The following is a 22,766-nucleotide window of genomic DNA, read 5'->3' as shown; positions in this document are numbered from 1 at the left end:
GGACAGCCTTTTCGCCTGCTTTCATCTCGTCTTCCTATTCCACTCCCGCCTGAAAAGTCCGGGTAATGGAACCATCGATGATCAGCGCAGATTTCGCCTTGACCAGCTTGTTCTCATACGTAAAATCCTTGCTGGAATAGTTGACGATGACTTGCAAGTCTTGTCCGTAGACGGCCTTTTGCACCAACCTGTCCTTGGTCAATACGGCAAAATCAGTCATCGGGCGTTGCACGGCTTTTTGATGGAACGGCGTCCAGACTTGCAAATGCCGCATGATCGTCTCTTTGTTGGACTCCCAGACGCGGTTGTCCAGATGGTAGAGCGGCGGCACGTTGTACAAAAGCTCGCCAAGCATGCGTGTGCCGACCTCGCCTTTGATTTTCAAGCTGCCCCATTCCCAATGATGGCTGGTAATGACCGACTCGTTGTACACGAGTTTGAACAAAGGCAGCGAGTACGCAGGATCAAGGTAGACATGCCGGTATTCGTCCTTGAGCGGAACCTGTTTGGCATAGCGCTCGGGAATTTCGCCCGCTGGCGACCAGTAGCCGCCTACATAGTACGGACTGGTCTTGTTTTGGCGCATATCCGGGTCTGACCAGCGAATGACCGGAGTCTCAATCCCGTGGGCGTAAGCGATGCTGCCGCTGGCAAAGTCATTGCCCGTCTCCGATCCGATCACCATGTCCCATTCGTCGCGGATGTAGTTCATCCGCGCAAGCTTCGCCTGCATATCCTGCTGCTGTGTAGTCGTATGCTCCTTGGAATAATCGTCGTGGAACTCCCCGGCGGCGTCCACGTCGATAAACCACGAGTTAAACCGCACGCCAGTCCCCATGATCTCACTCATTCTCTGCTTCACGCTGGGCAACGACAAAGTCGGATTCAACAATCTGCCCCGCTGCAAAAACCCGCCTTTTTTCTCCCCGTTTTTCTTCGCAATCGTCGCCTTCTCATACAAGCTTTTGTCCGCGAAAATCGCTGTGTTCCAATCCGGATTCTCTTCTTTATGAATCGAATGGTAGGAATCGTAGGTCGCGATCAAATAGCCGGCATCGTTCGCTTGCCCGATGAACGCAGGCTTCATGTAGGCAGCCGTCCAGTCTGGCAGACCGATCCAGGCGCGCGCAATGCCTGCCTGTTGCATTTTTTGCAACAGCTTGAGGGAATCGGTATCCCCCCATTGCTCCACAGCGGGAACGGCATCCTGCAAGACGCTTTTCAGCAATCGCTTGTTCAGTTCGTACAACTCGACTTCATCGAGTTGCTCCACGCCTTTTGCGATCAGCGCTTTTGCCTTGCTGTCCGCGATACCTGCAAACAGCTGCGGATTGTAAAAGTCGCGGGAGCGCAGCGCGTAGTTGAAGCCGTTCAAAATCGCCTTCCTTTGATAGGCAGCGACGTAATCTTGCTTCATGATCTCTTTCAGTTGCGCAATGCTCTCCTGCCCGTCCTCCTTGTTGGCGACCAGAAGCTTGACGAGCCAGTTCGTGAAGTCTTTGCCCAGCTTTTTAGCGAGCATCGCCCACTTGACGTCGTCCTCCGCCAAAAACGTTTTGTTCCATATGTAGAAATGCGGTGCTCCGTACAGCTTTTCCACGTTCGGATTGGCGGCCGCCTTTTGTGCGAGAGTCGTGAACTCGCCCTGATTTTGGATGATTTGCTTGTACAGTCCGGCAATCTGCACCGGGTCATTGTCGGTCACGTACAGGCGGAAGCTGTACGACTTGTCAGGATTTATCGAAGGAAACTCATGCGTGAACTGCATCGAGATAGCCGGGTCGGCGGCAAAATCGAGCGTGTTGTTGAACATGTTGTCCACCATGTAAAAGATGGCGAACTTTTCCTGGTTCAAGGCGAAAAAGCGCATGGAAAACGACTCGCTAAACGACAGGCTCTCCTCCCGCAAAAACGACTGCCAGGCTTTGTCTGCCGCCGGAATCCATTTGCCTTCCCCGAGCGGCAGCATATAGCTCTGAGCCTTTACTTGCGGCCAGGAAAAGCTCTCCGCTCCCGTCGAAGTCAAGGAAATTTGCAGATGGTCTGCCTCTTTCGCGATCTTGACTTGCAGCTTGTCGTCCGGGTAGTTCCAGCTCACTTCCTGTTCACTCTTGTGCAAATTCTCGACCCGGCGCGCTGGCAAAGGCTCTGACGCCCGCTCCCGGCTACCGCCGCTTTCGACAAAAAGCTCAAACGTCTCCGGCTTCACCTCAAAAGAAAACGGCAGCGCTTGCTCCGGCTGCTTGGCAAGCTGTTTTTGTCCTCCGGCTTGCCCCGCTGTTGCAGCGCCTGTCTGCTCGGATGTTTGCTGAACTTGCGCGGTACTCTCACACCCGCTTGCCATTTGCAGCAGCAAGGCGAGAACGATTAGTCGCGGAATATGTCTTTTCATGGTTCCCTCCATTATCGAATGACTACATACATCGTATTACGATGTTTATGGCCGCAGGAAGCGTGGAGAAAAAGAACGACCTTTCCTCCTGCTATTTCCTGCGCTGACGCACCTGCTTTTTCATCAGGAAAATGTGGAAAACGGCTTGTCCGTCCCAGCTTTGCCCCGTTGTTTGTACACAAAAGCCGCGCCTGCGCGAAACAATCCGTAGCCGCACAGCCCGCCAAGCACATTCAGCAGCAGATCGTCCACATCAAAGCTGCCCAAAGCAAGCAAAAACTGCAAAAACTCGACGCCCAAGCTGGCAAACAAAGCGGTAAAAAACACGCGATGAATGCTTTGGAACGATAAAAACAACAGCGGCAACAGCAATCCGAGCGGCACAAACAGCGCGATGTTCCCCAGCAGATTGTAAGCGATCGTATACACGCTGTAATGTTCAAAGTGGAGCACATAATCAAAAAGCGTCCGCATTGGCAGCGTGTTCTGAAAAATATGCGTATATTCAGCCGCACCGTATTGCAGCATCCGCGCTTTCCAGTCCAGTGTAAACGCCCTGCGGTGCCATCTGTCCGGGGAGAGCAGCAGCAAATAGCAGCTCACCGCCACATACAGTCCAAACAAGCCAAGAACCCACTTCCTCACGTACTTGTCGATGAGCGGCATAGACATCGCAAGCTGCCTTTTCAGGATGTCCACAGGCCCGAAGCGCTGGATCGTCAAGGAAGCAGCGTCCCGCTCCGTATGTCCCGCCTCTTCGATCAGCTCCTGCTGCATGCTCGTCAGATGGTCCAACAGCTCGTCTTTCATATCTTGCTTTTCTTTGCGCGAGCACGGCAAATCCCGAACGACCTGGTCGACGTATTCTCCCAGTTTCACGTTTTTACTCACTTCCCTCGTTGCAGAGTGCAACCAGTCTCGTCAGACTCTGCCAATCTTTCATTTTGGCAGCAAGCAGCTTCTGCCCTTCCCGGGTGATCCGGTAATACTTGCGGCGCCCGCCTTCCTTGGATTCTCCCCAGTACGACTCCACCGCTTTTTGCGTCTCCAGCCGCTTCAAGGCCGGATAAAGCGTCCCTTCGCCAATCTCGTACATCTCGTCACTTTTCTCCCGGATTTTTTTGGCCAACTCGTAGCCATACTGATCCTTCTGGGCAATCAGCGAGAGCAGCAACAGATCGATGCTCCCTTTTAACAACTCCTTGTTCACAGTAACAACTCCTTCGCGAGCATGAATAGAGAGTAGCATAATATACATCGCAATACAAGATACTTAAAAAAGGAAAATCCAAACAAAATATTTTTGATTCTATGTAATTATTGACAAAAATAAAATAGGTAATATAGACTATTTTCGACAACACTTTTCATAGGTCGACAGATTTATTCAGAAAATTCCTCCTTGCTCTACAACCAGATGATAGGTCCAAAGAACAGGGCGGAGGGAAGATGTCCTGAGCACTGCTTGCAGATCAACGTTCATTTTGTGACTTCATTCTCTCAAACTGGAGGAATTAACATGCTTGCTACCCTTCCAAACATCGCTCTTAACACGGTTCTCTTGGCTCATTTTATTATCGGTGTGCTATTTCTATATGCCGAATACAAGTTTTTGAGTAAAATAAAAGCCTCTAAGGAATAGAAGCCATAGATCCAACATGAGAAGCATGTGAAGCAAGAGAAGCAAAAGCAAAAGGAGTTTGCACCGCAGTGAAATCATTTTTTCGCCAAATGTTTTCCCGACAAACAAAGACCGAAGAAGAGCCCAAGTACAAGCAACTGGATTCTGACTTGATCAAAGCAGCCCGCTACGATCTGGAAGCCAATCACCTCTACATCCAGTTTCACGATGGCCGCGAATTTGTCTACTGCAAGGTCTCCCCGTATGCCTATAATGCCTTCCTGAATGCTGATTCGTTCACTGATCATTTTCATGCCTTCATCAGTCATCGTTATTTGCACTACCAGGTTATGTAGAAGCGCGATAACTGGACTGTAAAAAGCCCTCCGGATACATGATATTATCCCCTTTAAGTAGACAGTAAAAAGAAAGACCATTACTGTTTATTTGGAGGGGATATTCTTTATGGGGAAAATGACATACTCGCTTGAATTTAAGACACAAGTAGTGGAATGGTTTGAACAAGGAGCTACGTATAAACAAATTCAAGAAACCTACGGTTTGGATTTACGGATGTTCCGTAGATGGGTTAGAAAATACAGAGATCACGGTGTACAAGGATTGGTAGACCAAAGAGGCAAAGCCGGAGGGATGAGCATGGGAAGGCCTCGTAAAAACCCCATGGCTTCAGATGAAAGAATTAGGCGTCTTGAAGCGGAGGTAGAATTCTTAAAAAAGCTCTTAGAAGCCAGAAAGGGGGAAAGAAGAAGGATCAGGGAAAAACAGTAATTTTTCGGATTATTGCTGAGATGGCGGATCGTTATCCAGTTCTGTTACTATGCAAAATTGCTCAAGTATCAAAAAGTGGTTATTATAAGTGGCTGCACTTACAGAAGAACCCGACGAGAAAATACGCGGAAGACCAAGAGTTAAAAAAGCTGATTTTGCATTGTCATCAAGGGGTCAATGGAATATACGGATATCCTCGAATTAAGATGTGGCTATACCGGGTCCATGGCATTCGAATTAATCATAAGCGTGTGTACCGACTGATGAAAGAGTTGGGGATCCAATCACGTATTCGCAGGAAACGAAAGTATTATGGACGCAAAGAGCCAATCGTGATAACAGAAAACAAGTTGAACCGTGAGTTTGCTGCGTCACGACCTACTGAAAAATGGGCTACAGATATTACCTATATCATTTTTAACGGGAGACGGCTGTATCTGTCTGTCATTTACGACCTTTTCAATAATGAGGTAATTGCCTATAAAGTCAGCAAACAGAATGATTTATCCCTCGTCTTAGATACTGTGAAGGCAGCGACACAAAAAAGAGACGTGAATGGCGTCCTGCTACATAGCGATCAGGGAAGCCAGTACACGTCCAGAGCATATCAGAATCTATTACAAGCGTATAACATAACTCCAAGTATGTCGAGAAAAGGAAACTGCCTGGACAACGCTTGTATCGAAAGCTTTTTCAGCCACCTCAAAACAGAATGTATATATTTGGATTCCTTCGGAACCGAAGAAGAGGTGAATAAAGCAATCGAACGTTACATTCATTTTTACAATCACGAACGGATTCAAGCTCGTTTACGCAGTCTCAGCCCAGTTCAATACCGAGCTGAGGCTGCGTAAAGCAAGGGCTTGTTTTGAACTGTCCACTTGACGGGGATAAGACCAACATTCCAGAGGGCTTTATGCGTCATCATCTTCATAGGCTATTATTTTAGCGCACGCTGCAAAAAGGCGCGTGTGCGCTCGTATTGCGCATTCGTGAACAGCTCTTCCGGCGTTCCCGACTCTACGACTTCCCCGTTGTCCATAAACATGATCCGATTCGCCACTTCTCTGGCAAACCCCATCTCGTGCGTGACGACCATCATCGTCATATGCTCGGAAGCGAGCTGCTTGATGACTTGAAGTACCTCGCCAGTCAGCTCGGGATCGAGCGCTGACGTCGGTTCGTCGAACAGCAAAATATCCGGATTCATCATCAGCGCCCTGGCGATGGCGACACGCTGCTTTTGTCCGCCTGACAGCTTGGCGGGGTACACCTTCGCCTTGTCCGCCAGTCCAACCTTCTCCAGCAGCTCCGCGCTGCGTGCGCGAATGGCGCTGTCTGCCTCTCGCTTGACCACCTTCGGGGCGATCTCCAAGTTTTCTTGCACAGTCAGATGCGGAAACAGATTGAAATGCTGGAAGACCATCCCCATTTTCGCCGTGATGCGCTTGATTTGCTGCTGGGGGCTATAGACGCCGTCCTGCACCAAAAAGTCGTCCGTCACACGGATGCTCCCGCCGTTCACTTGCTCCAGATAGACCAGACTGCGCAGCATCGTGCTTTTTCCAGAACCGGACGGGCCGATCACGGCGACAACATCATTCTTGTTGATCTCAAACGAGACATCCTTCAAGACGGCCAGCTCGCCAAACGATTTTTTCAGATTGGTTACTTGAATGATTGCCATTTCACGCCAGTCCTTTATTCGAATTTGAATCTTCTCTCCAGCCATTTAAAAAACAGCGTCAACAGGAGCGTCATCAACAAATAGATGATGCCTGCGATGAAAAAGGGAACGATCGTAAAATCCCTGTTTACGGCGGTTTGGGCAAAATGCAGCAGCTCAGGTACAGCGACAGCGTAGAGCAGAGCCGTATCTTTTACCAGCGTAATCGACTCGTTGGAGACAGCCGGAAGCGCCACGCGAAACATTTGCGGCAAAATGATCTTGACTGTCGTCTGCCATTTGCTGAAGCCGAGAACTTGCGCCGCTTCATACTGTCCGCGATCGATGGACAACAGCCCACCGCGGAAAATTTCCGCAAAGTAAGCCGCGTAATTCAGGACAAAACCCAAGCAGGCAGCGACAAAGCGATCCATTACCAAATATTCGCCAATCCCGGGCAAAAGCGGCAGCCCAAAGCAGATGAACAACAACTGCAACAGCAAAGGCGTCCCGCGCATGACGTAAATGTACGTGTGTGCCAGCCAAGCCAGCGGTCTGACGTTGCTTTTGGCCAACAACGTCAGGAGAAAACCGAGCGGAATAGACAGCACAATCGCGATCAAAAACAGCAGGATCGTCATTTGCGCCCCTTCCAGCATCGGCTTTGTAATCGAAACGATATATTCTAGACTCATAGTGCATGCTCCTATTTTGAAAAAGGTAGGCGTTTGCTCTTGTTCATCGCGACAAAAGCGTGGCTTCGCCCATCTGCCTGGCGAAGCCACGTTTCTTTCCTATTTCAAGACGCGATTCTCACCAAACCATTTTTCCGAGATTTTCGCGGCAGATCCATCCTGATTCATGGCGTCAAGCGCCTTTTGCAGCTCGTTCAGCAGTGCTTCGTTGCCTTTTTTGACTCCGACGCCGTACTCTTCGGGAGACAGCGATTCCTCCAGGAACTTGAAGGTTCCTTGATCCTTGGTCATGTAATAGTCCGCTACCACCTGGTCAATCACGACGGCATCGATGCGGCCGATTTTCAAGTCACTGAGAGCCAGCACGTTGTCAGGAAACTCGGTGATCGTTTTGATTTGATCTTTCCATTCGCTTGCATTCAGCGCGTCAGCTGCCGACGACATCTTTTGCAGCCCTACCACTTTGCCGTTCAGATCCGCCAGCTTTTTCATGTCCGAGTTCGCCAGCGTTACGACGACTTGTGCGTTCTGCAAATACGGCTTGGTGAACAGCACTTTTTCTTTTCGCTCATCCGTAATGGTATATCCGTTCCAGATCAAATCGATGCGGCCGCTGTTCAATTCGGATTCTTTGGAACCCCAGTCGATTGGCTGAAACTCCACCTGCTTGCCCATTTTTTCGCCAGCAGCCCGGGCGTAATCGATATCGAAACCGACCAGCTCATTTTTTTCATCGCGAAAACCCATTGGCGCGAACTTGTCGTCAATCCCGATGATCAGCTTGTTCGCGTCAGCGCCTGTTTTTTGACTGCCGCAGCCGACTACCAATGAAAATACGGCTCCTACCAGCAAGGATAGCAAAGCAAATTTTTTCATGATGATTCCCCCTAGTCCGACTATCTCTATATTTTACTCTGATAAAGTGGTAATACGTTAACAAGGTATCATGATAGCACATCATCAGAAAAGAGTCGATACTTTAGCAAAGAAAAGCGAATATGAAAAAGATTCCAAATAAATAACGCCGGGATTTCTCCCAGCGTGCGCTTGTTTGTATGCGGATTCTCCCGCTCAATCACGGGATGCGAATTAGCAGATGCACGTCTTGCGCTTCTTGCCGATGGCTCCGCGCGCTACGATTTTTTCGATATACGCAGTCGCAAGCGGCACCTTGCACGCCGTATTGCCGACGTCGACGTGTACTTTCCCGATAGCCTCGGCAACTTCCACCGCTTCGGCATGCAGAGCAGGAACATAGGCGCCTGCCGCGATGACAAAATGATTCATCGTGTACCGCACCCGGTTTCGCTCCTCGTGCACGGTCTGTTGGACTCGCGCAAGCAATGCCCTGATCTCCGGCAAGTCCAACTGCTCGTCAGGAGCGATTGACAAGTAGTTCGCGTACGTGCTCCAGCCGCATGCGGCGATCATTTCTTCTTCCGCTTCTATCCACTCGCGGGCCAATTCCAGTGCGAAAGGGCTTTCTGCCGCCACTCCCGCTACCGTATACTCCGCGAGCATATACCAGTACGCCTGTCTGACCCAGCCTTGCAGTTGCTCCTTCGTCACCGTTTTTGGATTGATGGCCAGCCCTGCCAAATACATCGCATCATGATTGCCCGTCTCGTACAGAGCCTGCACCAGCTTTTGATCGCGCTTGACCTCTTTCACCAGCTTTTTCATATCGCCAATGCGTACGCCGAAGAACGGCTCTCTGGCGCCATGGCGCAAAAAAGTCTTTTTTGTCTGCTCGCTCCCCAGCGCTTCAAGCTTTTGCAAGACTTCTTCCACAGTCATGTCTTTCGCCCTCCCTTTTTCTCTAGCATAACCACTTCTGCATTGCTTTTGCCCTTATAGAATAGAAAAAAGGTAGCGCAGGACCATGATCGAAGCCATCCCCACGACCACCGTTCCCAGCAAGCTGCGCGTCCAGATCGCCACGAGAAAAGTCGGGATTGCTGCCATCAGCTCGACATTGGTCAACAGCGGAGCCAGCTTGCCTTCGTGCAAAAACAGCTCCTGTCCGACCAGCGCGGCCATGACGGAAATCGGCACATAATGCAGCCAGCGGACACCCCATTCGGGAAGCTGCATGCGAGACAGCACCATCAACGGCAGTACCCGCGGCAAAAACGTGACCAAAGCACAGCCAGCAATAATGAGAAAGACGTCCCATCTCACTTCCATCGTTCGATCACCATCCCGATTGTCGATGCGCAAAGCGTGGCAACGATGACGCCAAGGTTGCCCGGATACACGACTGATACCCCGACTGCGATCACGACGGCGCACACAGCCACGAGAACGTCCCGCCTGATCTGCAAGCGGCTCATCATCGCCAGAACCAAAAGCCCGATGAACATGGCTGGCAAGGCGAAATCAAGCCCCAGCCCTTCCGGATTGGCAATCCATTGCCCAAAATAGGCGCCTGCCAGGTTGGCGACGATCCAGTTCAAATAAGCCGTCACATTCAAACCGTGCATCCATTTTTCGTCGATCTGTTTTTTCTTCGCCGCTTCGTTAATGGCAACCCCGAAAGTTTCGTCCGTCAACAGCGAGCCTACCAGCATGTTCTTGAACGCTGACAGATGGCGAAAATAAGGAGAGAGAGCCGCACTCAGCAAAATATGGCGCAAATTCACAAACAAAATCGTAATGATAATTCCTGTAGCCGAGCTGCCCGCCGCGATCATGCCTGCCGCGATGAACTGTGCAGAGCCTGCGTACAGCAAAATGCTCATCAAAGCAATTTCCATGATGCTCAGCCCAGCCGTCTTTTCCAGGACACCTGCCGCAAATCCGATGCTCAAATAACCGAGCAAGGTCGGAATGCAATCTTTGACCCCCTGCATGAAGCTTCCCTGATCTCTTGCGTTCGACAACGTTTCTACGTGCAGTTGCTCTCGCCCCACTGTTCTCCCTCTCTCTCTTTTTCACTGCTGGTTAAGAAAGCTTTTTCCCGTAACCACCTGGTAAAGATCCGGTTTGTTTCGCCAAAGCGTCTCGACTTTTTCCGGTCCCAGCACCTTTGTCACTTCTGCAAACATAATGTCGTGGCGAATGTACTCGACAGCCACCAAAACGAGAGCCGGGTCCTTCGTTTTGACGGCCCAGGCAGCCGTATTTGGCGCAAAATTGGCGATCAGGACTTCCTCCAAATCTCGCGCCACGATCGTGAGATGCCCGCCCATGCGCTCTTCTGCGACATCTGGCGCCATGTAGTCATGGTGATACGTCGTTCCCACCCGCGTCTGTGCTTGCCCAAACAGCACGGTAAAAACAGAAATGCCTGCCTCTGTGCACGCATCTACACTTTCCTGGATAGCCGGCACCTGCGGCTCCCAGATCGACAGCCATACTTCTCCTGTCGCCTGCTTGATCATTTGCCGCATCTCCGTCAGCACCAGTTCGTCGCCGCTGATCCGGCGAATCACATCGACTTCTTGCTCAGACTCCAAAGCGGACAAGCTTTTTTCCAAATAGTCGAAGGACTGCTCGAACTGTCCACGCAATCTGCGAATCAACTCTCTGGCCGCAAGCGGCGCGTAAGTCACAGGCTCTGAAGGCACCGTATAGACCGCCCCTTTTTCCAGCAGCTTGCCTATGACCTCGTAAATCATCGAGCGCGGTACGCCGGAGCGCTTGCTGATTTCGTATCCGGTAATCGGAGAATGCTTCAACAAGCCAATGTAAGCCTTGCACTCGTATTGGGAAAAACCGAGCTTTTGCAACTCTTTGTAAATGTCGTCCATATCGTCCTCTTTAGTCGTTAGTCTTATACTCACTATAATGCCTCTCCCGCCAAACATGCAACAAAAAAAGCCCTCGGCATTCGAGAGCTTTTTTCACACATGCTGTTAAGCGATTTCTTTCACTTTAATATAAGAAACGTTTCGCACATTGATGACGATGTCGTCGTACTGGAGCCATCCATCTTTCTGGTTGGCGACCATCTGGATGATCTCTTCCGGTTCTGTCGTCTCAATGCGGATCACTTCTCCCCCTGAAAAGTGAAATTCGATTGTTTTCGTCTCTGCCATCCTCTCATCCCTCCTCTTCTCTCTATCTTTATCGGATGGATGGTAAAATTTTGTTACGCTACTCTTACCGTTACCTTAATTCTGACTATTTTTATAAAGAATTGGTTATTTTTACCCTACCAAAACTTGACAAGACTGTTTCTTTTGGATTATATTTTGCATGATTCGACATGACTATACATTTTTCGCAAACTGAATGACAAAGGCAAAGTCATCGAAAGGTGGCGACGCAAAACCACGGGTCTAAAGTCTTCGACCATGACAGCCGGGTTGCCATACATCATGTGCGTAATTGTGCGATGATGGTGACTGAAGGCTGTTCCCGTGTGTGGAATGGCCTTTTTTGTGTGAAAAACGTCTCGACGTTTTTCAGGAAATTGGATGTGGCCGCTTGCGGTCAACAAAACGGTCATGGCCGTTTTGTGTGCAATCTCATAGAAAGGAGGCGCCAGTCCATCTATCAACAGTAAACTTGTACATGAAAAAACAAAAGAGAGATAAAAATGGAGTGGAGTATTATGTACAAACTGGTTGATTCAGTAGAGTCTTTGGCGAGTTTTCACCAAATCAAGGAGAGCGTTTGGACCTCCATGGGCTTTGAAATGGAATACGTCAAAAATGGTTCCGATGCTTATTTGCTATTGTCAGAAGATGACGAAGCAGGCGGTACTTTTGAATTTACGCCACATGAAAAATCTTCTGCTTTTCTCCGCGATTTGTTTCAGGACGTGTTGAGCGCCGATATGAAAGTGGTGGAAGTAGACAGTTTCGCTGTCTTGCCGAAATACCGTGGAAAACTGGGACGTTGGGGCGTTGCCCTCATGATCGATTATGCTGAAAAACACGGTTATACGCATGCAGTCGGTTTAGCAGACCCGGCTTTTTTTCAGTTGATTAATACAAAATACAACGTCAAAGCGACACAAGTGAAGGATATGGTCTATTACAAAGGGGCGAACGCCATCCCGACCATTTTTCACCTGCAGGAAGCCTATACGAGCAAGGACCATCCCGCGTTTTCCTGGTATCAAACGCTTTGCAAACAAATAAAAGTTGAGGTTAGCTGACATGGAACTTTTACAAAGAAGAAATAATTGGGTCGTCATTGTTTTTGCAAGCATCATTACCGTGGTGCAAATCGTGAATCTCATCATGGGAGTGCCGATTTCCTTCGTCTTGACTGTGCTCGGTATTTTGTACGGAGTGCTGGCGCCGTTCGCGTATTTGTCCAATCGTCCGGCGTGGCGCGACAAAATGGCTCCATTCATGAAGTTTTTCAACTTCGCGGTAATCGGCATCTTCATGTTCATAATTACCGGGCTTGATCCTTGGCTGGTCAATATTATGACCATCATGTTCTTCGTAGCCGTCATGGGGATTTATCAGGACAGGCTGATCAACATTTTGACGATCGTGGCAGCGCTCGGGATCGTCACGTACTACTTCCTGACAAATGGCGAAGCGATTTTTTATACCTCCAATCCGGTTCATTTGATGTACTACCTGCTTACCTTCTGCTTCGTATCGGCAACAAGCATGATGCACGCGATATTCAACAACAGACTGCAACAGGAAAGCGAAGAACAGAAGCAGCAGGCGATCGCTTCCAAAGAATCGCTGCAACGCATTTTGGATCAGATCAACGAATCGCTCAGCTCTGTGCAGGAATACCAGGAGAATCTGAACAAGGTGACGGATGGCGTGAATGTCCGGGCAGTTGAAACCGTCGCTTCCCTTCAGGAAATCATGCGCTCCTTCTCTGTGCAAACCGACAACACAAACGAGCTGCGCCGCGAGATGGGCACGACCAATCTCCAGGTAGAAGACATGACTCGTTCTGTCACAGAGATGCACGATTACGTAGAATCGACGAAAGAAGCGACCAATGAAAGCGGCAAGCGCATCAATAACATCGGCAGCGACTTTGAACGCTTCATCAAGGACATCCAGGATACGAACCGACTGATTCAAGAGCTGAACAAAGAAACGGAATCGATTGAAAAAATCATCCAAACGATCTCCGATATTTCGGCACAGACCAACCTGCTCGCACTCAATGCCACCATCGAGGCGTCCAGAGCCGGTGAGCATGGCCGTGGCTTTGCCGTCGTAGCGGATGAAGTGCGCAAGCTGGCCGAGTCTTCCAAAGTATCCTCCGAATCGATCTCGACCTTATTGATGACGATTCGCGAAAAAATGAAGCTCGTTTCCGACATGATCTCCGAGTCCCAGGTGTCTTTTGAAAAGAACAGCGAAGGCATTATGGAGGTCCAAGAAATGTTTACAAACGTGGACAACTACATGCACAACTTCGCGGAAAAAACCAAAAATCTGCAAGAGTTCATCGTCCACGTGCACAGCATGATCCAGGAAGTCAATGCAAAAGTCGAAGTCAACGCAGACATTACCGACAAGAACAAGGAAAGCCTCGAAGAAGTTCTCGTGCTCGTCTCTGACCAAAAAGAAGAGATCGTCAAAGTATCTGGCGGCTTCGAAAAGATCGAGCAACAAATTCGCGGCTTGAACACGTAAAAACCATTGGCAAAAATTCCACTGAAACTGTCCTCTTTTGAGGGCAGTTTTTTGCATTTATGGCAATAATGTTACCTAATTGTTACAACTGTGAACGAACCTCAACTTTTTTCCATCAAATTATTTTTTCTGCATAGCATGTCCTCCTGGTATCGCTTATAATACACATGAATTTTTTCCGTTTGCTTTCCTTCCATCATGGATCGATCCAACGCAAAGAGAGGCCATAGCCATATGCCTGTTATACATCGTTTCAAGCTGAGCCCGGGGAAAAAGATTGGTCTGACTGCCCTTCTGACGGGTCTGGTTTCCTTGTCCATCGTGTTGACGGTGACAATTTTGCTCGTCGCATCTTATCAGTCCAAGAAGAAGTCACTGATTGATACCACGCTTACTTTGAACTATTCAAGCGCAAGCAAAATGAGTCAAATGATCAATTCCTTGTTCATCTCCATGCGAAGCAGCTTGCGTTATTCCGCCTCAGTCGTAATCGACCACCCCTCGCAGACGCAAAAAGAAGCCGACGAACATCTGGATATCCTTCGCAAAAGCAGCAACTATTTCAATTCGCTAACTGTCGTGGATGAAAACGGGATTATCCGCACCGTTTCTCCGGCGTCCATCGGCACAGTCGGCCAACACATTATCACCAAGGAAGGCAACTATGCCTTGGAACTGAAAAAGCCCTACATTTCCTTGCCCTACATATCTGCGAGAAGCAACCGCCATATTTTGTTCATGAGCGAGCCGATCTACGACAAAGAGGGCAAATATCGCGGCTTCATCGGCGGAACCATCTACCTCCAGGAGCACAACATCATGAACATGATTTTCGGCAGCGCGGCAACGGATACGACCGGATCTTCTTTTTCCATCGTCGGCTCCAACGGGCAGTTGCTGTTCCATCCGGATGAACAGTTGATCGGAAAAGATCTCAAATCCAACCCCGTCGTAAGGAAGCTGATGGCTGGGCTAAGCGGTCATGAACAAATGGCGAGCATACAGGGTGGGCAGTTGCTGGCCGGGTATGCACCTGTTGCCGAAAACAGCTGGGGCGTCATAGTCACCTCCCCCATCGAATTTGTCTACAACGAGTTGCATAGTCAGGTGAGACTGATGCTGGCATATTTGCTGCCCCCCTCCCTGCTTTTGCTCCTGATCGTCATCAAGCTGGCCCACACGCTTGCCAGACCTTTTGTCCAGCTTGCCGACCTGATGAGCAAGATGGGCTCGGAAAAAGTAGAGCTTCCCCAAAACCGGCATCACTGGAACCGGGAAGCTGATTTGTTGACCAAAGCTTTTCGCAATGCCGCCAAAAAAATCAAGCGGAAAACAGACCGTCTCACGCACGAAGCAACGACCGACGCGCTTACGGGACTTGCCAACCGCCGTTCCGTCGAAAATTTGCTGCAACAATGGTTGCGAGAAAACAAAAGCTTTTCCATTCTGCTGTTGGATATTGACCGCTTCAAACATGTAAACGACACCTTCGGCCATCCTGTGGGAGACGAAGTGTTGAAGCTGTTTGCCCAGATCATGACAACCTCCGTCCGCAACAGCGATGTTTGCGGGCGGTTTGGCGGAGAAGAATTTATTGTCTTGCTAGGCGGTGCCTCCAGCGAAGAAGCCTTTTCCATCGCCGAGAAAATCAGATGCAGCATGGAAAACAGTGTCACACCAACTGGTCAGACGATCACTGTCTCCATCGGAATCGTCAGCCGCACACGTCAACTTCGCTCCGTTCCCGCTTTGATTGAGCTTGCTGACCAAGCGTTGTATCAGGCCAAGCAGTCCGGCAGAAATCGGGTGGTAGTAGCCCAAACCGCGCAACCAAAAAACAGGCTTGATTCGTAAAAACTTGCGCGAGTGAACCCCTGTCTGTCACTCGCGAATAGCAGAGATCGCCTTGGACGCCTCGACGTTCAGGCGATTTTTTTATGCGCCCGTTGACAATATAAGCATCGGGATATATAGTTACTATAGTTAAGTTAACTAAACTAAATTACTTTGCAAGGGCTTTCTGATCTTGTCTTCTGCCTTTTCCCGGCTCATTTTGTTCAGACTTCGCGCAAATACTATTGTTCACGAGGAGGAAATCCATGCTTGCCGAATATCGAAAAATCGTCCATGAGTTGAACGATGCCTTTTACGAATATTACATGTACTACAATAAAGTCGCAAAAAAGCTGGATGAGTTTCAGTTGACGCTTCAGCAGGAAAACTTGTTGCAGTACATCATTCGCAATGAACGGGTGACCGTCAACGAGATCGCCGCCTTTTTCTCCATTACGAAAAGCGCAGTCAGCCAAGTGTTGTCTCATCTGGAATCCAGGACGTTTATCAGGCGGGAAAGCAATCCGGAAGATCGCCGGGAGTCGTTTATCCTGCTGGGAGAAGCGGGGCAAACATACGCGGAGTTGATGGATGAAGCAGACGAAGCGTTTGTGAAACAATACTTTTCCCAAATCGACATGAGCGTGCTCGAACAAATGCTGGAAACGATCAAAAAGGTCAACCGGGCCATAAAAGAATCAGCAGATACAGAAAGCCGGTAAAAGCAAGCAGCCGCGGCTGTGAGCGGATTGTAAATTCATTGGAGAGTTAGTGGGGAAAACCATGAAAAGGAACAACAACCAAAACTGGTCTTTAGGTTTAGTCTTGTTTAATTTATTTATTGCGTACGTCGGAATTGGCCTGGTCGTTCCGGTCATGCCGTCCTTTGCCCATGAGTTGAACCTGAGCGGAGAAGTCGTGGGCTACTTGATTTCCGCCTTTGCCTTCGCCCAGCTTCTCGCCTCGCCGATTACGGGCGTCTGGGTCGATACGTTTGGCAGAAAGAAAATGATTGTCTTCGGCCTGTTCTTGTTCGCATTCTCGGAGCTTATGTTCGGATTGGGCAACCAGGTCTGGATTTTGTTTTTGTCGCGAGTTTTAGGCGGAATCAGCGACGCTTTCATTATGCCAGCTGTCATCTCTTACATTGCCGATCGCACTTCGCTGGAAGACCGCGCTCGCGTGCTGGGCTATCAGGCTGCCGCCATCAGCGGCGGTTTCATCATCGGTCCCGGACTGGGCGGATTCATCGCAGAGCTGGGGATACGCGCTCCATTCTTTTTCGCAGCCGGATTTGCCGGCATCGCCGCCGTTATCTCGCTGTTTGTCCTGGAAGAGTCGCTGACGAAAGAACAAATGGCAAAAAATAAAGCGCAAAAAGTGAGCGTCAGCTTCATCGGTGAGATCAAAAAATCGTTCCGCTCGATCTATTTTGTGCCCCTGTTGATTGTGTTTGTGCTCTCTTTCGGCCTTGCCGCATACGAGATGATGTTCAGCCTGTTTGTTGATGCCAAATTCGGCTTCACTGCCAAAGATATCGCCGTCATCATTACCGTCGGCTCCGTTTTCGGCGTAGTTGCCCAGATCGCTTTCTTTGAGAAGCTGGTGGACAAGTTTGGCGAGAAAAACATGATTCAAACGACGCTCGTGACAGCCGCGCTGTTTATTTTTGCGACGGTCTTCATCAACAGCTATTGGGGAATCATGGTCGTCAGCAGCATCGTGTTTTTTGCCTGCGACTTGCTGCGCCCTGCTGTAACCACGCTGCTTTCGAAGATGGCCGACGAGGACCAGGGCTTTGTCGCCGGGATGAACTCCACCTATACAAGCCTCGGAATTATTGTTGGTCCCGCAGTCGGTGGCATTTTGTTCGACTGGAACATCAACTTCCCGTACATGTTCGCCGCTGTCGTGCTCTGCGCTGCCTTTGCGCTGTTTGTTTATTGGAAAAACAAGCTGCGAGCGCCAGCGCACGGGTAAAAACACTTGCGCAGCTGCGGAAGCGAGCGGATGTCGGGCTATCTCGGTTATTGCACGGCTTGGTTTTAACATGCTGTCGCTTTGTTACTACTGGACATGGAACTGCTTGTTTCTAGACACGGCACCGCTCGTTTCCAGCGGTGTTTTTTCTTTTCGCTGAGAACTGATCTCCCACTCGCTGCTACAGGCGCTACTCCTTCGCCCCCTGCTTTTTTCGTCTCCCCGGTCGGAGGCTTGGCGTAAAGAGTCCTCTTTCGTAAGCATACCGAACAAGCTGCGTCCGATTTTTCAACCGCAGCTTGAACAAAAGCTCCTTGAACTGCTTCCTGACCTCGTTCTCGGAAAGCAGCAACTCTTCCGCAATCTCACTGTTTTTATACCCTTTGCACAGGCAGCCGAGCAGCGCCATCTCCGTCGGATTCAAGCCAGGGCGGTTGAAGTGGCACGGCTTGTCTGCCATAAATTCCTGCAAAATATGATAACCCAGCTCACGCGGCATCGGCGCATCATCTATCAGCACAGAGCGCAAATATTCGTGCCGCGATGCGGGATGCAACGTCTTCAGCAAGTACCCTTGGGCACCGTATTTCAACGCTTCAAAAAAGCATTGCACATCCGTCGAATCGGACTGGACGATAACTTTGCTGCCAGGATTTTGTTCCTTGATTCGCGCAATCGCCTGCCATTCATCCTGATCCTGCAAATTCAAATCAATCAGCACTGCTTTTGGCGCAAACTTGTTGGCCAGCACTGCCGCTTCCGCAGCCGTATCGGTTTCAGCCACGACCTGAAACCCGCTATCCAACTGAAGCAGTCGCCGCAACTGCTCTCTTGCCTCCCGGTTGTGGTCTGCAATCAATACCGTAATCATCTCTGTCATGTTAGTTTCACCACACTCCGCTTTTTCTTAATCCTACTCCTGTCGGAACTGCTCCGAAATGCCCCAATCGGGTCATATTTCGTTAAGAAGCGATGACAATTCCATGGCAAAAAGTTCACAAAGAGCGAACAGCAGCTTCACATAAAAGCCAACAACAGCTTCATGCCTCTCGCGAATTTGCCTGAATGTGCCCTTGCTGATGCACCTGTCCCGGTTGATGCCGCTACGTGCAGGGCCAAACCGAAAAAGGGGGATTGCGTGTGCTCCGCTGTTTTTTGTCGCCCTCGCTCCTGCTCTGATCCGATGTGCCGACCTCTACTAGCTTTCCTCACCCTTTTCAAAGGACGCGTCCCAATTTCTCTTTGCGCCGCGAAACCAACTAATTGTATAATGGGCACGCAATAAATCCGTTTATAAATGAGGTGACAACCCTTGCCTCTTGATTTGCACCAGGATGAACATATTCAACTATGGCAACATGCCGATATTCAAATGGTTTCGATCCAAAGGCATACACTGGCGGCAGGCGCCAAAGCCTTTTCATTCTCTTTTCCCTCAAACGGCTTTCTCTGCACAAGCATAGGAAGCGCCCTGATGCTTTTCGACAACCAGATTTACTCCGCACATGGCATGCAGGTGTTTCATGCAGCCGCCAAAAGCTGGGTTGAACTGAACGCTGGCAAAGATGGCCTGGACTTCAGCCTGGTGCTGTACGAAGCTAGTGTTAGCCGTGCTGCTCCTGCCAAATTCGAAGCGCCTGTACATTCTCGTAAGCATTCATTCCACATGCCCTATTCCTTCACTCCTGCCCAGCCGACTCTGTTGTATGACATCTTGGAACAGATGCATGACTTGTCGCGCCAACAGCATGCGATGGCACAGTTTCAACTAAAAGCGCAATTTTATCAATGGATTTATCAGGTCGTGAAGCAATACCACTCACAATCGCCTGCGCCCCGGACGACGAGCCCGGTCGAACTGGTGACAGAAGCTCTCGAATACATGCTGGACCATTACGCCGAGCCATTGACGCTCGAATCGTTGGCTTCCGCGTTGAATTGCAGCCAGGGGCATTTGTCCAATCGCTTCAAGCAAGTATTGAACCGCGGCCAGATTGATTGCCTGATCCGCTTGCGGATGGAAAAAGCTCGCAAACTGCTGGCAGAAACCGCTATATCGCTAAAGACGGTTGCTACGGCAGTCGGTTATCAGGATGTGTACTATTTCAGCCATGCTTTCAAAAAACATTTCGGTTTGCCTCCCAGCCTGCTGCGAAAACAGCTTGCTGCAAATGAAAATCTTACATCCGCAGCAGGAAGAAATCACATTGTTGCTCCAGATGGGACATGTTATTTTGATAATGATAATTATTATCAAAATAACGACGGAGGGTCAAGTCACATGTTTATAAACAAAATGATGGTGCCCGCCAGCTTATTGTTAGCATTTGGTCTGCTGCTCGGCGCATGCGGCAGCAATCCGACCGAGTCGGCAACTGGCAACAAAGGCGGCAGCGCAACGGCAGCTTCACAACCCGCTGCAACAGCAGAGAACAATACCAAGCCTGCAACCCGCATCGTCTCCACATCGATGGGCGATGTGGAAATCCCAGCCCATCCGGAGCGGGTCGTAACGGATTTCTACCTGGGGTATTTGCTCGCGCTAGATATTAAGCCTGTCGGGTCAAACGGTATCTTTATGAAAAACCCATATCTGGAGGATCAAATTGCAGACATAGTAGATGTCGGCGACAGTCTGGAGGCAATCCTGGAGCTGAAACCGGATCTCATCATAACGGGGGATGCCAAGAAGTATGAAGCTTATTCCAAAATTGCGCCGACGATCATGTTCCCCAAAGCCTCCGATCTCCGTGACGAGCTGAAGCAGTTGGGCATTATGCTGAACAAAGAAGCCAAAGCGGACTCATTGGTGCAAGACTTGGACAAACAAGTCGAATCAACCAAGAAGCGTATTGACCACATTGTAGGAAAAGACAAGACCGTTACTGTTTTTGACGGCGGCGCTGTTAAAACGCTTATCCTTTACGGCAACGCCTTTACCGGACGAACAATCCATGGCGAGCTGGGTCTGCCAATGAACGAAAATGTAAAACGCGACATCGACCCGAAAGTCGGCTGGCTGCAAATTTCCAGCGAAGTCATTGGAAAATACGCCAGCGATTATATTTTCATGGCTGTCGATGCCAAAGCCGAGTCATTTGATTACGCGAATGATCCAATCTGGAACACCTTGGATGCCGTCAAACAAAACCATCTGTACGAAATTGACGGTTACCGCTTCTATTTCTCTGATCCGATTTCTGTGATGGGGCAACTAGAGGATATTGCCGATATGATGGAGGAGAGGGAAAGGGCTAGTGTTAAGCGGGGATAGTGGTGGTGTTGGAGACTTCGGAGTTTTGCCGTAGGCTTGAAGAACAGAAAGATGCCCCTAACGTTGAGTAGGGGCATTGTTTGTTATGCGGGGATTGAATTTTTTACTGAGTTTTCGACTGGCAAAAACGAGTATAACGTCAATGGAACGGTGATATTGTGCTGATTTTGAGGGAATGTAAATTTTTTTGTGTAAATGGGTTTTTAACGGGTGGACAGTTACGTCAACGGCTTTACATGGAGTGGCGGGCATGATAGGCTCGCTTGCCATGCGATGCATATTTTACTGGCATCGCCCAATCGCAAGAAATCATGCCCGCAGAGGCTCCATGTCAAGCCGACTCAACAGTTGATTATGCGGACAGTTCCCCTTGCAATCGATCTCCAAAATGGATGGCAAGTTGCGATATACATTCTTTCCAACTCCGAAGCGGCATAGTCCATTTCTTCGATGCCTCAACGGTAGCCAGATAGATGATTTTCCGTAGAGCATCGTCGGATGGATAAGCCGTTTTTGTCTTTGTGACCTTACGGAGTTGCCGATGATAGCCCTCGATGATATTCGTCGTATAAATCATCTTGCGTATCTCTGGGGGATAGCTGAAATAGGCGGTCAGTTCGAGCCAGTTGTTTTCCCAGGAGCGAATAATGATGGGGTACTTCTTTCCCCACTTGTCTTTGAACGTAGAAAAAGCAGTCTCAGCTTCTTCTAACGTAAGGGCTTGATAGACTTTCTTTAAATCTGCCAAGACTAACTTTTCTTCTTTGAACGGAACATATTTCATAGAGTTACGAATCTGGTGGATGACGCACAGTTGAATTTGGGTTTTCGGAAAAGCAGCATGGATCGCCTCAGAAAACCCTGAAAGACCGTCCTTGCAGGCGATGAGAATGTCTTCTACACCACGGCTTTTCAGCTCTGTACACACATTGAGCCAGAAGCTTGCACTTTCGTGCTCGCCGATCCAAATGCCCAAAATGTCCTTATGACCAGACATAGTAATGCCAAGAACGCTGTATGCTGCTTTGTTAACGATACGATTCTCTTGCCGAACTTTGAAGTGAATGGCATCAAGAAACACGATCGGATAGACTCGATCAAGTGGTCTACATTGCCATTCTGCCACCATCGGCATAATCTTGTCGGTTACTTTACTGACCATCGTAGGAGACACGTCGATCCCATACAGATCCTTCATGTGTTCTTCAATATCGCGAGTAGACATACCTTTGGCGTAGAGTGCGATGATTTGCTCCTCCAAGCCATTTGTGGTTGTTTCATGCTTCTTCACAATGTGAGGTTCAAATTCGCCGTTGCGATCACGGGGGACACGAATTTCTGTATTGCCGAACTTTGTTTTCAGCGTCTTTTTGCTATACCCATTCCGACTATTTCCTGAATGATCACCATCGGCACTATGTTTGGCATAGCCCAAATGGTCATCCATTTCTGCTTCAAACAACTGCTGGATGGTGTCACGGAACAAATCTTTTAGCATGATGTGCACGTCCTCGATGGTTCGGCAATCCTTCGCTAACTCCTTGATGGTCATGTCTCTCTTGTCTTGCATAAATGATCATCTCCTTAATGGGAAGTTTAACCATTTACACAAAACTTTTTACGCTCTCGATTTTGAAGCTTTCCACTAGGCTTTCGAACTTCATAGTCATTGCTATGCCATATACCAGGACATCCGTGCTAATCCCGAAGCCTTCCACTAAGCTTTCGAACCAATGCAACTACGAGCAGCAACACAGGCTCAAATCCCGTGCTAATCCCGAAGCTTTCCACTAAGCTTTCGAACCTAAGCCAGCAATAGCCTTTTTGGGCAAGGTTCCGATCGTGCTAATCCCGAAGCTTTCCACTAAGCTTTCGAACTGTAGCTTGGTAGGTCATGGTTACCGGCTGTCGTGTGTGCTAATCCCGAAGCTTTCCACTAAGCTT

The 22,766-nt window shown here is 49.2% G+C and carries 22 protein-coding genes, 1 CRISPR repeat array and 1 riboswitch (1 of these 24 running past the window's edge); of the genes, 9 read left to right on the top strand and 13 right to left on the bottom strand.

Annotation, left to right across the window (positions count from 1 at the left end; all coding sequences use genetic code 11):
• Positions 1-34 precede the first annotated feature (34 nt).
• The 3 genes from HP435_RS05675 to HP435_RS05665 form a co-directional block, all read right to left on the bottom strand.
• Positions 35-2,392 carry a glycoside hydrolase gene (locus HP435_RS05675; protein WP_173600018.1) on the bottom strand — a complete coding sequence of 786 codons (2,358 nt, stop codon included), beginning with the start codon at positions 2,390-2,392 and terminating at the stop codon, positions 35-37.
• Positions 2,393-2,515: 123 nt separating this feature from the next.
• Positions 2,516-3,271 carry a VanZ family protein gene (locus tag HP435_RS05670; RefSeq protein WP_173600017.1) on the bottom strand — a complete coding sequence of 252 codons (756 nt, stop codon included), beginning with the start codon at positions 3,269-3,271 and terminating at the stop codon, positions 2,516-2,518.
• 4 nt (positions 3,272-3,275) lie between these two features.
• Complete coding sequence (locus HP435_RS05665) at positions 3,276-3,602, bottom strand: PadR family transcriptional regulator (protein WP_122962701.1); 327 nt, start codon at positions 3,600-3,602, stop codon at positions 3,276-3,278.
• Positions 3,603-4,102: 500 nt separating this feature from the next.
• Between HP435_RS05665 and HP435_RS05660 the strand changes: the two genes are divergently transcribed.
• The 3 genes from HP435_RS05660 to HP435_RS05650 all read left to right on the top strand — a co-directional run bounded on the left by HP435_RS05660 (position 4,103) and on the right by HP435_RS05650 (position 5,656).
• Complete coding sequence (locus HP435_RS05660) at positions 4,103-4,369, top strand: KTSC domain-containing protein (RefSeq protein WP_063229664.1); 267 nt, start codon at positions 4,103-4,105, stop codon at positions 4,367-4,369.
• A 109-nt stretch (positions 4,370-4,478) separates the two neighbouring features.
• Positions 4,479-4,802, top strand: coding sequence for a helix-turn-helix domain-containing protein (locus tag HP435_RS05655; protein ID WP_173600266.1), 324 nt, complete (start codon positions 4,479-4,481; stop codon positions 4,800-4,802).
• Positions 4,739-5,656, top strand: coding sequence for an IS3 family transposase (locus HP435_RS05650; protein ID WP_173600267.1), 918 nt, complete (start codon positions 4,739-4,741; stop codon positions 5,654-5,656). The genes HP435_RS05655 and HP435_RS05650 overlap by 64 nt, the downstream gene beginning before the upstream one ends.
• A gap of 86 nt (positions 5,657-5,742) precedes the next feature.
• Here the strand turns inward: HP435_RS05650 and HP435_RS05645 are convergent, their stop codons facing one another.
• From HP435_RS05645 to HP435_RS05610, 8 genes are all read right to left on the bottom strand, one after another.
• A complete protein-coding gene (locus HP435_RS05645; protein WP_122962697.1) occupies positions 5,743-6,489 on the bottom strand; it encodes an amino acid ABC transporter ATP-binding protein in 747 nt (248 codons plus the stop codon).
• Positions 6,490-6,503: 14 nt separating this feature from the next.
• On the bottom strand, positions 6,504-7,163 hold the full coding sequence (locus tag HP435_RS05640; protein WP_122962696.1) for an amino acid ABC transporter permease: 660 nt from the start codon (positions 7,161-7,163) through the stop codon (positions 6,504-6,506).
• A 99-nt stretch (positions 7,164-7,262) separates the two neighbouring features.
• Positions 7,263-8,039: an amino acid ABC transporter substrate-binding protein gene (locus HP435_RS05635; RefSeq protein ID WP_122962695.1), complete on the bottom strand. Its 777-nt coding sequence runs from the start codon at positions 8,037-8,039 to the stop codon at positions 7,263-7,265.
• Between the two features lie 213 nt (positions 8,040-8,252).
• Positions 8,253-8,960: a DNA alkylation repair protein gene (locus HP435_RS05630; protein WP_122962694.1), complete on the bottom strand. Its 708-nt coding sequence runs from the start codon at positions 8,958-8,960 to the stop codon at positions 8,253-8,255.
• A gap of 54 nt (positions 8,961-9,014) precedes the next feature.
• The gene (locus HP435_RS05625; RefSeq protein WP_122962693.1) at positions 9,015-9,350 is read right to left on the bottom strand and encodes an AzlD domain-containing protein; all 336 of its coding nucleotides are present in this window, start codon (positions 9,348-9,350) and stop codon (positions 9,015-9,017) included.
• Positions 9,341-10,015, bottom strand: coding sequence for an AzlC family ABC transporter permease (locus HP435_RS05620; RefSeq protein ID WP_173600158.1), 675 nt, complete (start codon positions 10,013-10,015; stop codon positions 9,341-9,343). The genes HP435_RS05625 and HP435_RS05620 overlap by 10 nt, the downstream gene beginning before the upstream one ends.
• A gap of 81 nt (positions 10,016-10,096) precedes the next feature.
• Positions 10,097-10,915, bottom strand: a complete 819-nt coding sequence (locus HP435_RS05615) for a TrmB family transcriptional regulator (RefSeq protein WP_122962692.1) — start codon at positions 10,913-10,915, stop codon at positions 10,097-10,099.
• Between the two features lie 105 nt (positions 10,916-11,020).
• Entirely contained in the window at positions 11,021-11,203 is a 183-nt protein-coding gene (locus HP435_RS05610; protein ID WP_122962691.1) for a hypothetical protein, read from the bottom strand.
• 194 nt (positions 11,204-11,397) lie between these two features.
• Positions 11,398-11,481, top strand: a riboswitch (cyclic di-GMP riboswitch).
• Positions 11,482-11,805: 324 nt separating this feature from the next.
• Between HP435_RS05610 and HP435_RS05605 the strand changes: the two genes are divergently transcribed.
• From HP435_RS05605 to HP435_RS05585, 5 genes are all read left to right on the top strand, one after another.
• A complete protein-coding gene (locus HP435_RS05605) occupies positions 11,806-12,270 on the top strand; it encodes a GNAT family N-acetyltransferase (protein WP_229049833.1) in 465 nt (154 codons plus the stop codon).
• 1 nt (position 12,271) lies between these two features.
• The gene (locus tag HP435_RS05600; protein WP_122962689.1) at positions 12,272-13,735 is read left to right on the top strand and encodes a methyl-accepting chemotaxis protein; all 1,464 of its coding nucleotides are present in this window, start codon (positions 12,272-12,274) and stop codon (positions 13,733-13,735) included.
• 234 nt (positions 13,736-13,969) lie between these two features.
• The gene (locus HP435_RS05595) at positions 13,970-15,589 is read left to right on the top strand and encodes a sensor domain-containing diguanylate cyclase (protein ID WP_173600153.1); all 1,620 of its coding nucleotides are present in this window, start codon (positions 13,970-13,972) and stop codon (positions 15,587-15,589) included.
• Positions 15,590-15,834: 245 nt separating this feature from the next.
• On the top strand, positions 15,835-16,290 hold the full coding sequence (locus HP435_RS05590; protein WP_173600154.1) for a MarR family winged helix-turn-helix transcriptional regulator: 456 nt from the start codon (positions 15,835-15,837) through the stop codon (positions 16,288-16,290).
• A gap of 61 nt (positions 16,291-16,351) precedes the next feature.
• Complete coding sequence (locus HP435_RS05585; protein ID WP_122962686.1) at positions 16,352-17,548, top strand: MFS transporter; 1,197 nt, start codon at positions 16,352-16,354, stop codon at positions 17,546-17,548.
• A gap of 190 nt (positions 17,549-17,738) precedes the next feature.
• Here the strand turns inward: HP435_RS05585 and HP435_RS05580 are convergent, their stop codons facing one another.
• Positions 17,739-18,428 carry a response regulator gene (locus HP435_RS05580; RefSeq protein WP_173600155.1) on the bottom strand — a complete coding sequence of 230 codons (690 nt, stop codon included), beginning with the start codon at positions 18,426-18,428 and terminating at the stop codon, positions 17,739-17,741.
• A 432-nt stretch (positions 18,429-18,860) separates the two neighbouring features.
• Here HP435_RS05580 and HP435_RS05575 point away from each other — a divergent pair, with 432 nt between their 5' ends.
• A complete protein-coding gene (locus HP435_RS05575; protein ID WP_173600156.1) occupies positions 18,861-20,822 on the top strand; it encodes an AraC family transcriptional regulator in 1,962 nt (653 codons plus the stop codon).
• 352 nt (positions 20,823-21,174) lie between these two features.
• On the opposite strand, the gene HP435_RS05570 is transcribed toward HP435_RS05575, so the two are convergent.
• Positions 21,175-22,392 carry an IS256 family transposase gene (locus HP435_RS05570; RefSeq protein ID WP_173600261.1) on the bottom strand — a complete coding sequence of 406 codons (1,218 nt, stop codon included), beginning with the start codon at positions 22,390-22,392 and terminating at the stop codon, positions 21,175-21,177.
• Positions 22,393-22,445: 53 nt separating this feature from the next.
• Positions 22,446-22,766: direct repeats of the CRISPR family, unit length 36 nt; unit sequence GTGCTAATCCCGAAGCTTTCCACTAAGCTTTCGAAC (it continues 954 nt past the right edge of the window).

It is taken from the genome of Brevibacillus sp. HD3.3A (assembly GCF_013284375.2).
Lineage (GTDB): Bacteria > Bacillota > Bacilli > Brevibacillales > Brevibacillaceae > Brevibacillus > Brevibacillus parabrevis.
Note: the sequence above shows the minus strand (reverse complement) of the source record. Positions and strands in the feature narration are given on the sequence as shown.

Coding starts and splice junctions, on each gene's coding strand:
- HP435_RS05655 (WP_173600266.1), top strand. CDS start 4,479: ATGGGGAAAATGACATACTCGCTTGAATTTAAGACACAAGTAGTGGAA.
- HP435_RS05620 (WP_173600158.1), bottom strand. CDS start 10,015: ATGCAGGGGGTCAAAGATTGCATTCCGACCTTGCTCGGTTATTTGAGC.
- HP435_RS05585 (WP_122962686.1), top strand. CDS start 16,352: ATGAAAAGGAACAACAACCAAAACTGGTCTTTAGGTTTAGTCTTGTTT.
- HP435_RS05570 (WP_173600261.1), bottom strand. CDS start 22,392: ATGCAAGACAAGAGAGACATGACCATCAAGGAGTTAGCGAAGGATTGC.
- HP435_RS05635 (WP_122962695.1), bottom strand. CDS start 8,039: ATGAAAAAATTTGCTTTGCTATCCTTGCTGGTAGGAGCCGTATTTTCA.
- HP435_RS05600 (WP_122962689.1), top strand. CDS start 12,272: ATGGAACTTTTACAAAGAAGAAATAATTGGGTCGTCATTGTTTTTGCA.
- HP435_RS05625 (WP_122962693.1), bottom strand. CDS start 9,350: ATGGAAGTGAGATGGGACGTCTTTCTCATTATTGCTGGCTGTGCTTTG.
- HP435_RS05610 (WP_122962691.1), bottom strand. CDS start 11,203: ATGGCAGAGACGAAAACAATCGAATTTCACTTTTCAGGGGGAGAAGTG.
- HP435_RS05580 (WP_173600155.1), bottom strand. CDS start 18,428: ATGACAGAGATGATTACGGTATTGATTGCAGACCACAACCGGGAGGCA.
- HP435_RS05640 (WP_122962696.1), bottom strand. CDS start 7,163: ATGAGTCTAGAATATATCGTTTCGATTACAAAGCCGATGCTGGAAGGG.
- HP435_RS05630 (WP_122962694.1), bottom strand. CDS start 8,960: ATGACTGTGGAAGAAGTCTTGCAAAAGCTTGAAGCGCTGGGGAGCGAG.
- HP435_RS05605 (WP_229049833.1), top strand. CDS start 11,806: ATGGAATACGTCAAAAATGGTTCCGATGCTTATTTGCTATTGTCAGAA.
- HP435_RS05615 (WP_122962692.1), bottom strand. CDS start 10,915: ATGGACGACATTTACAAAGAGTTGCAAAAGCTCGGTTTTTCCCAATAC.
- HP435_RS05595 (WP_173600153.1), top strand. CDS start 13,970: ATGCCTGTTATACATCGTTTCAAGCTGAGCCCGGGGAAAAAGATTGGT.
- HP435_RS05675 (WP_173600018.1), bottom strand. CDS start 2,392: ATGAAAAGACATATTCCGCGACTAATCGTTCTCGCCTTGCTGCTGCAA.
- HP435_RS05645 (WP_122962697.1), bottom strand. CDS start 6,489: ATGGCAATCATTCAAGTAACCAATCTGAAAAAATCGTTTGGCGAGCTG.
- HP435_RS05590 (WP_173600154.1), top strand. CDS start 15,835: ATGCTTGCCGAATATCGAAAAATCGTCCATGAGTTGAACGATGCCTTT.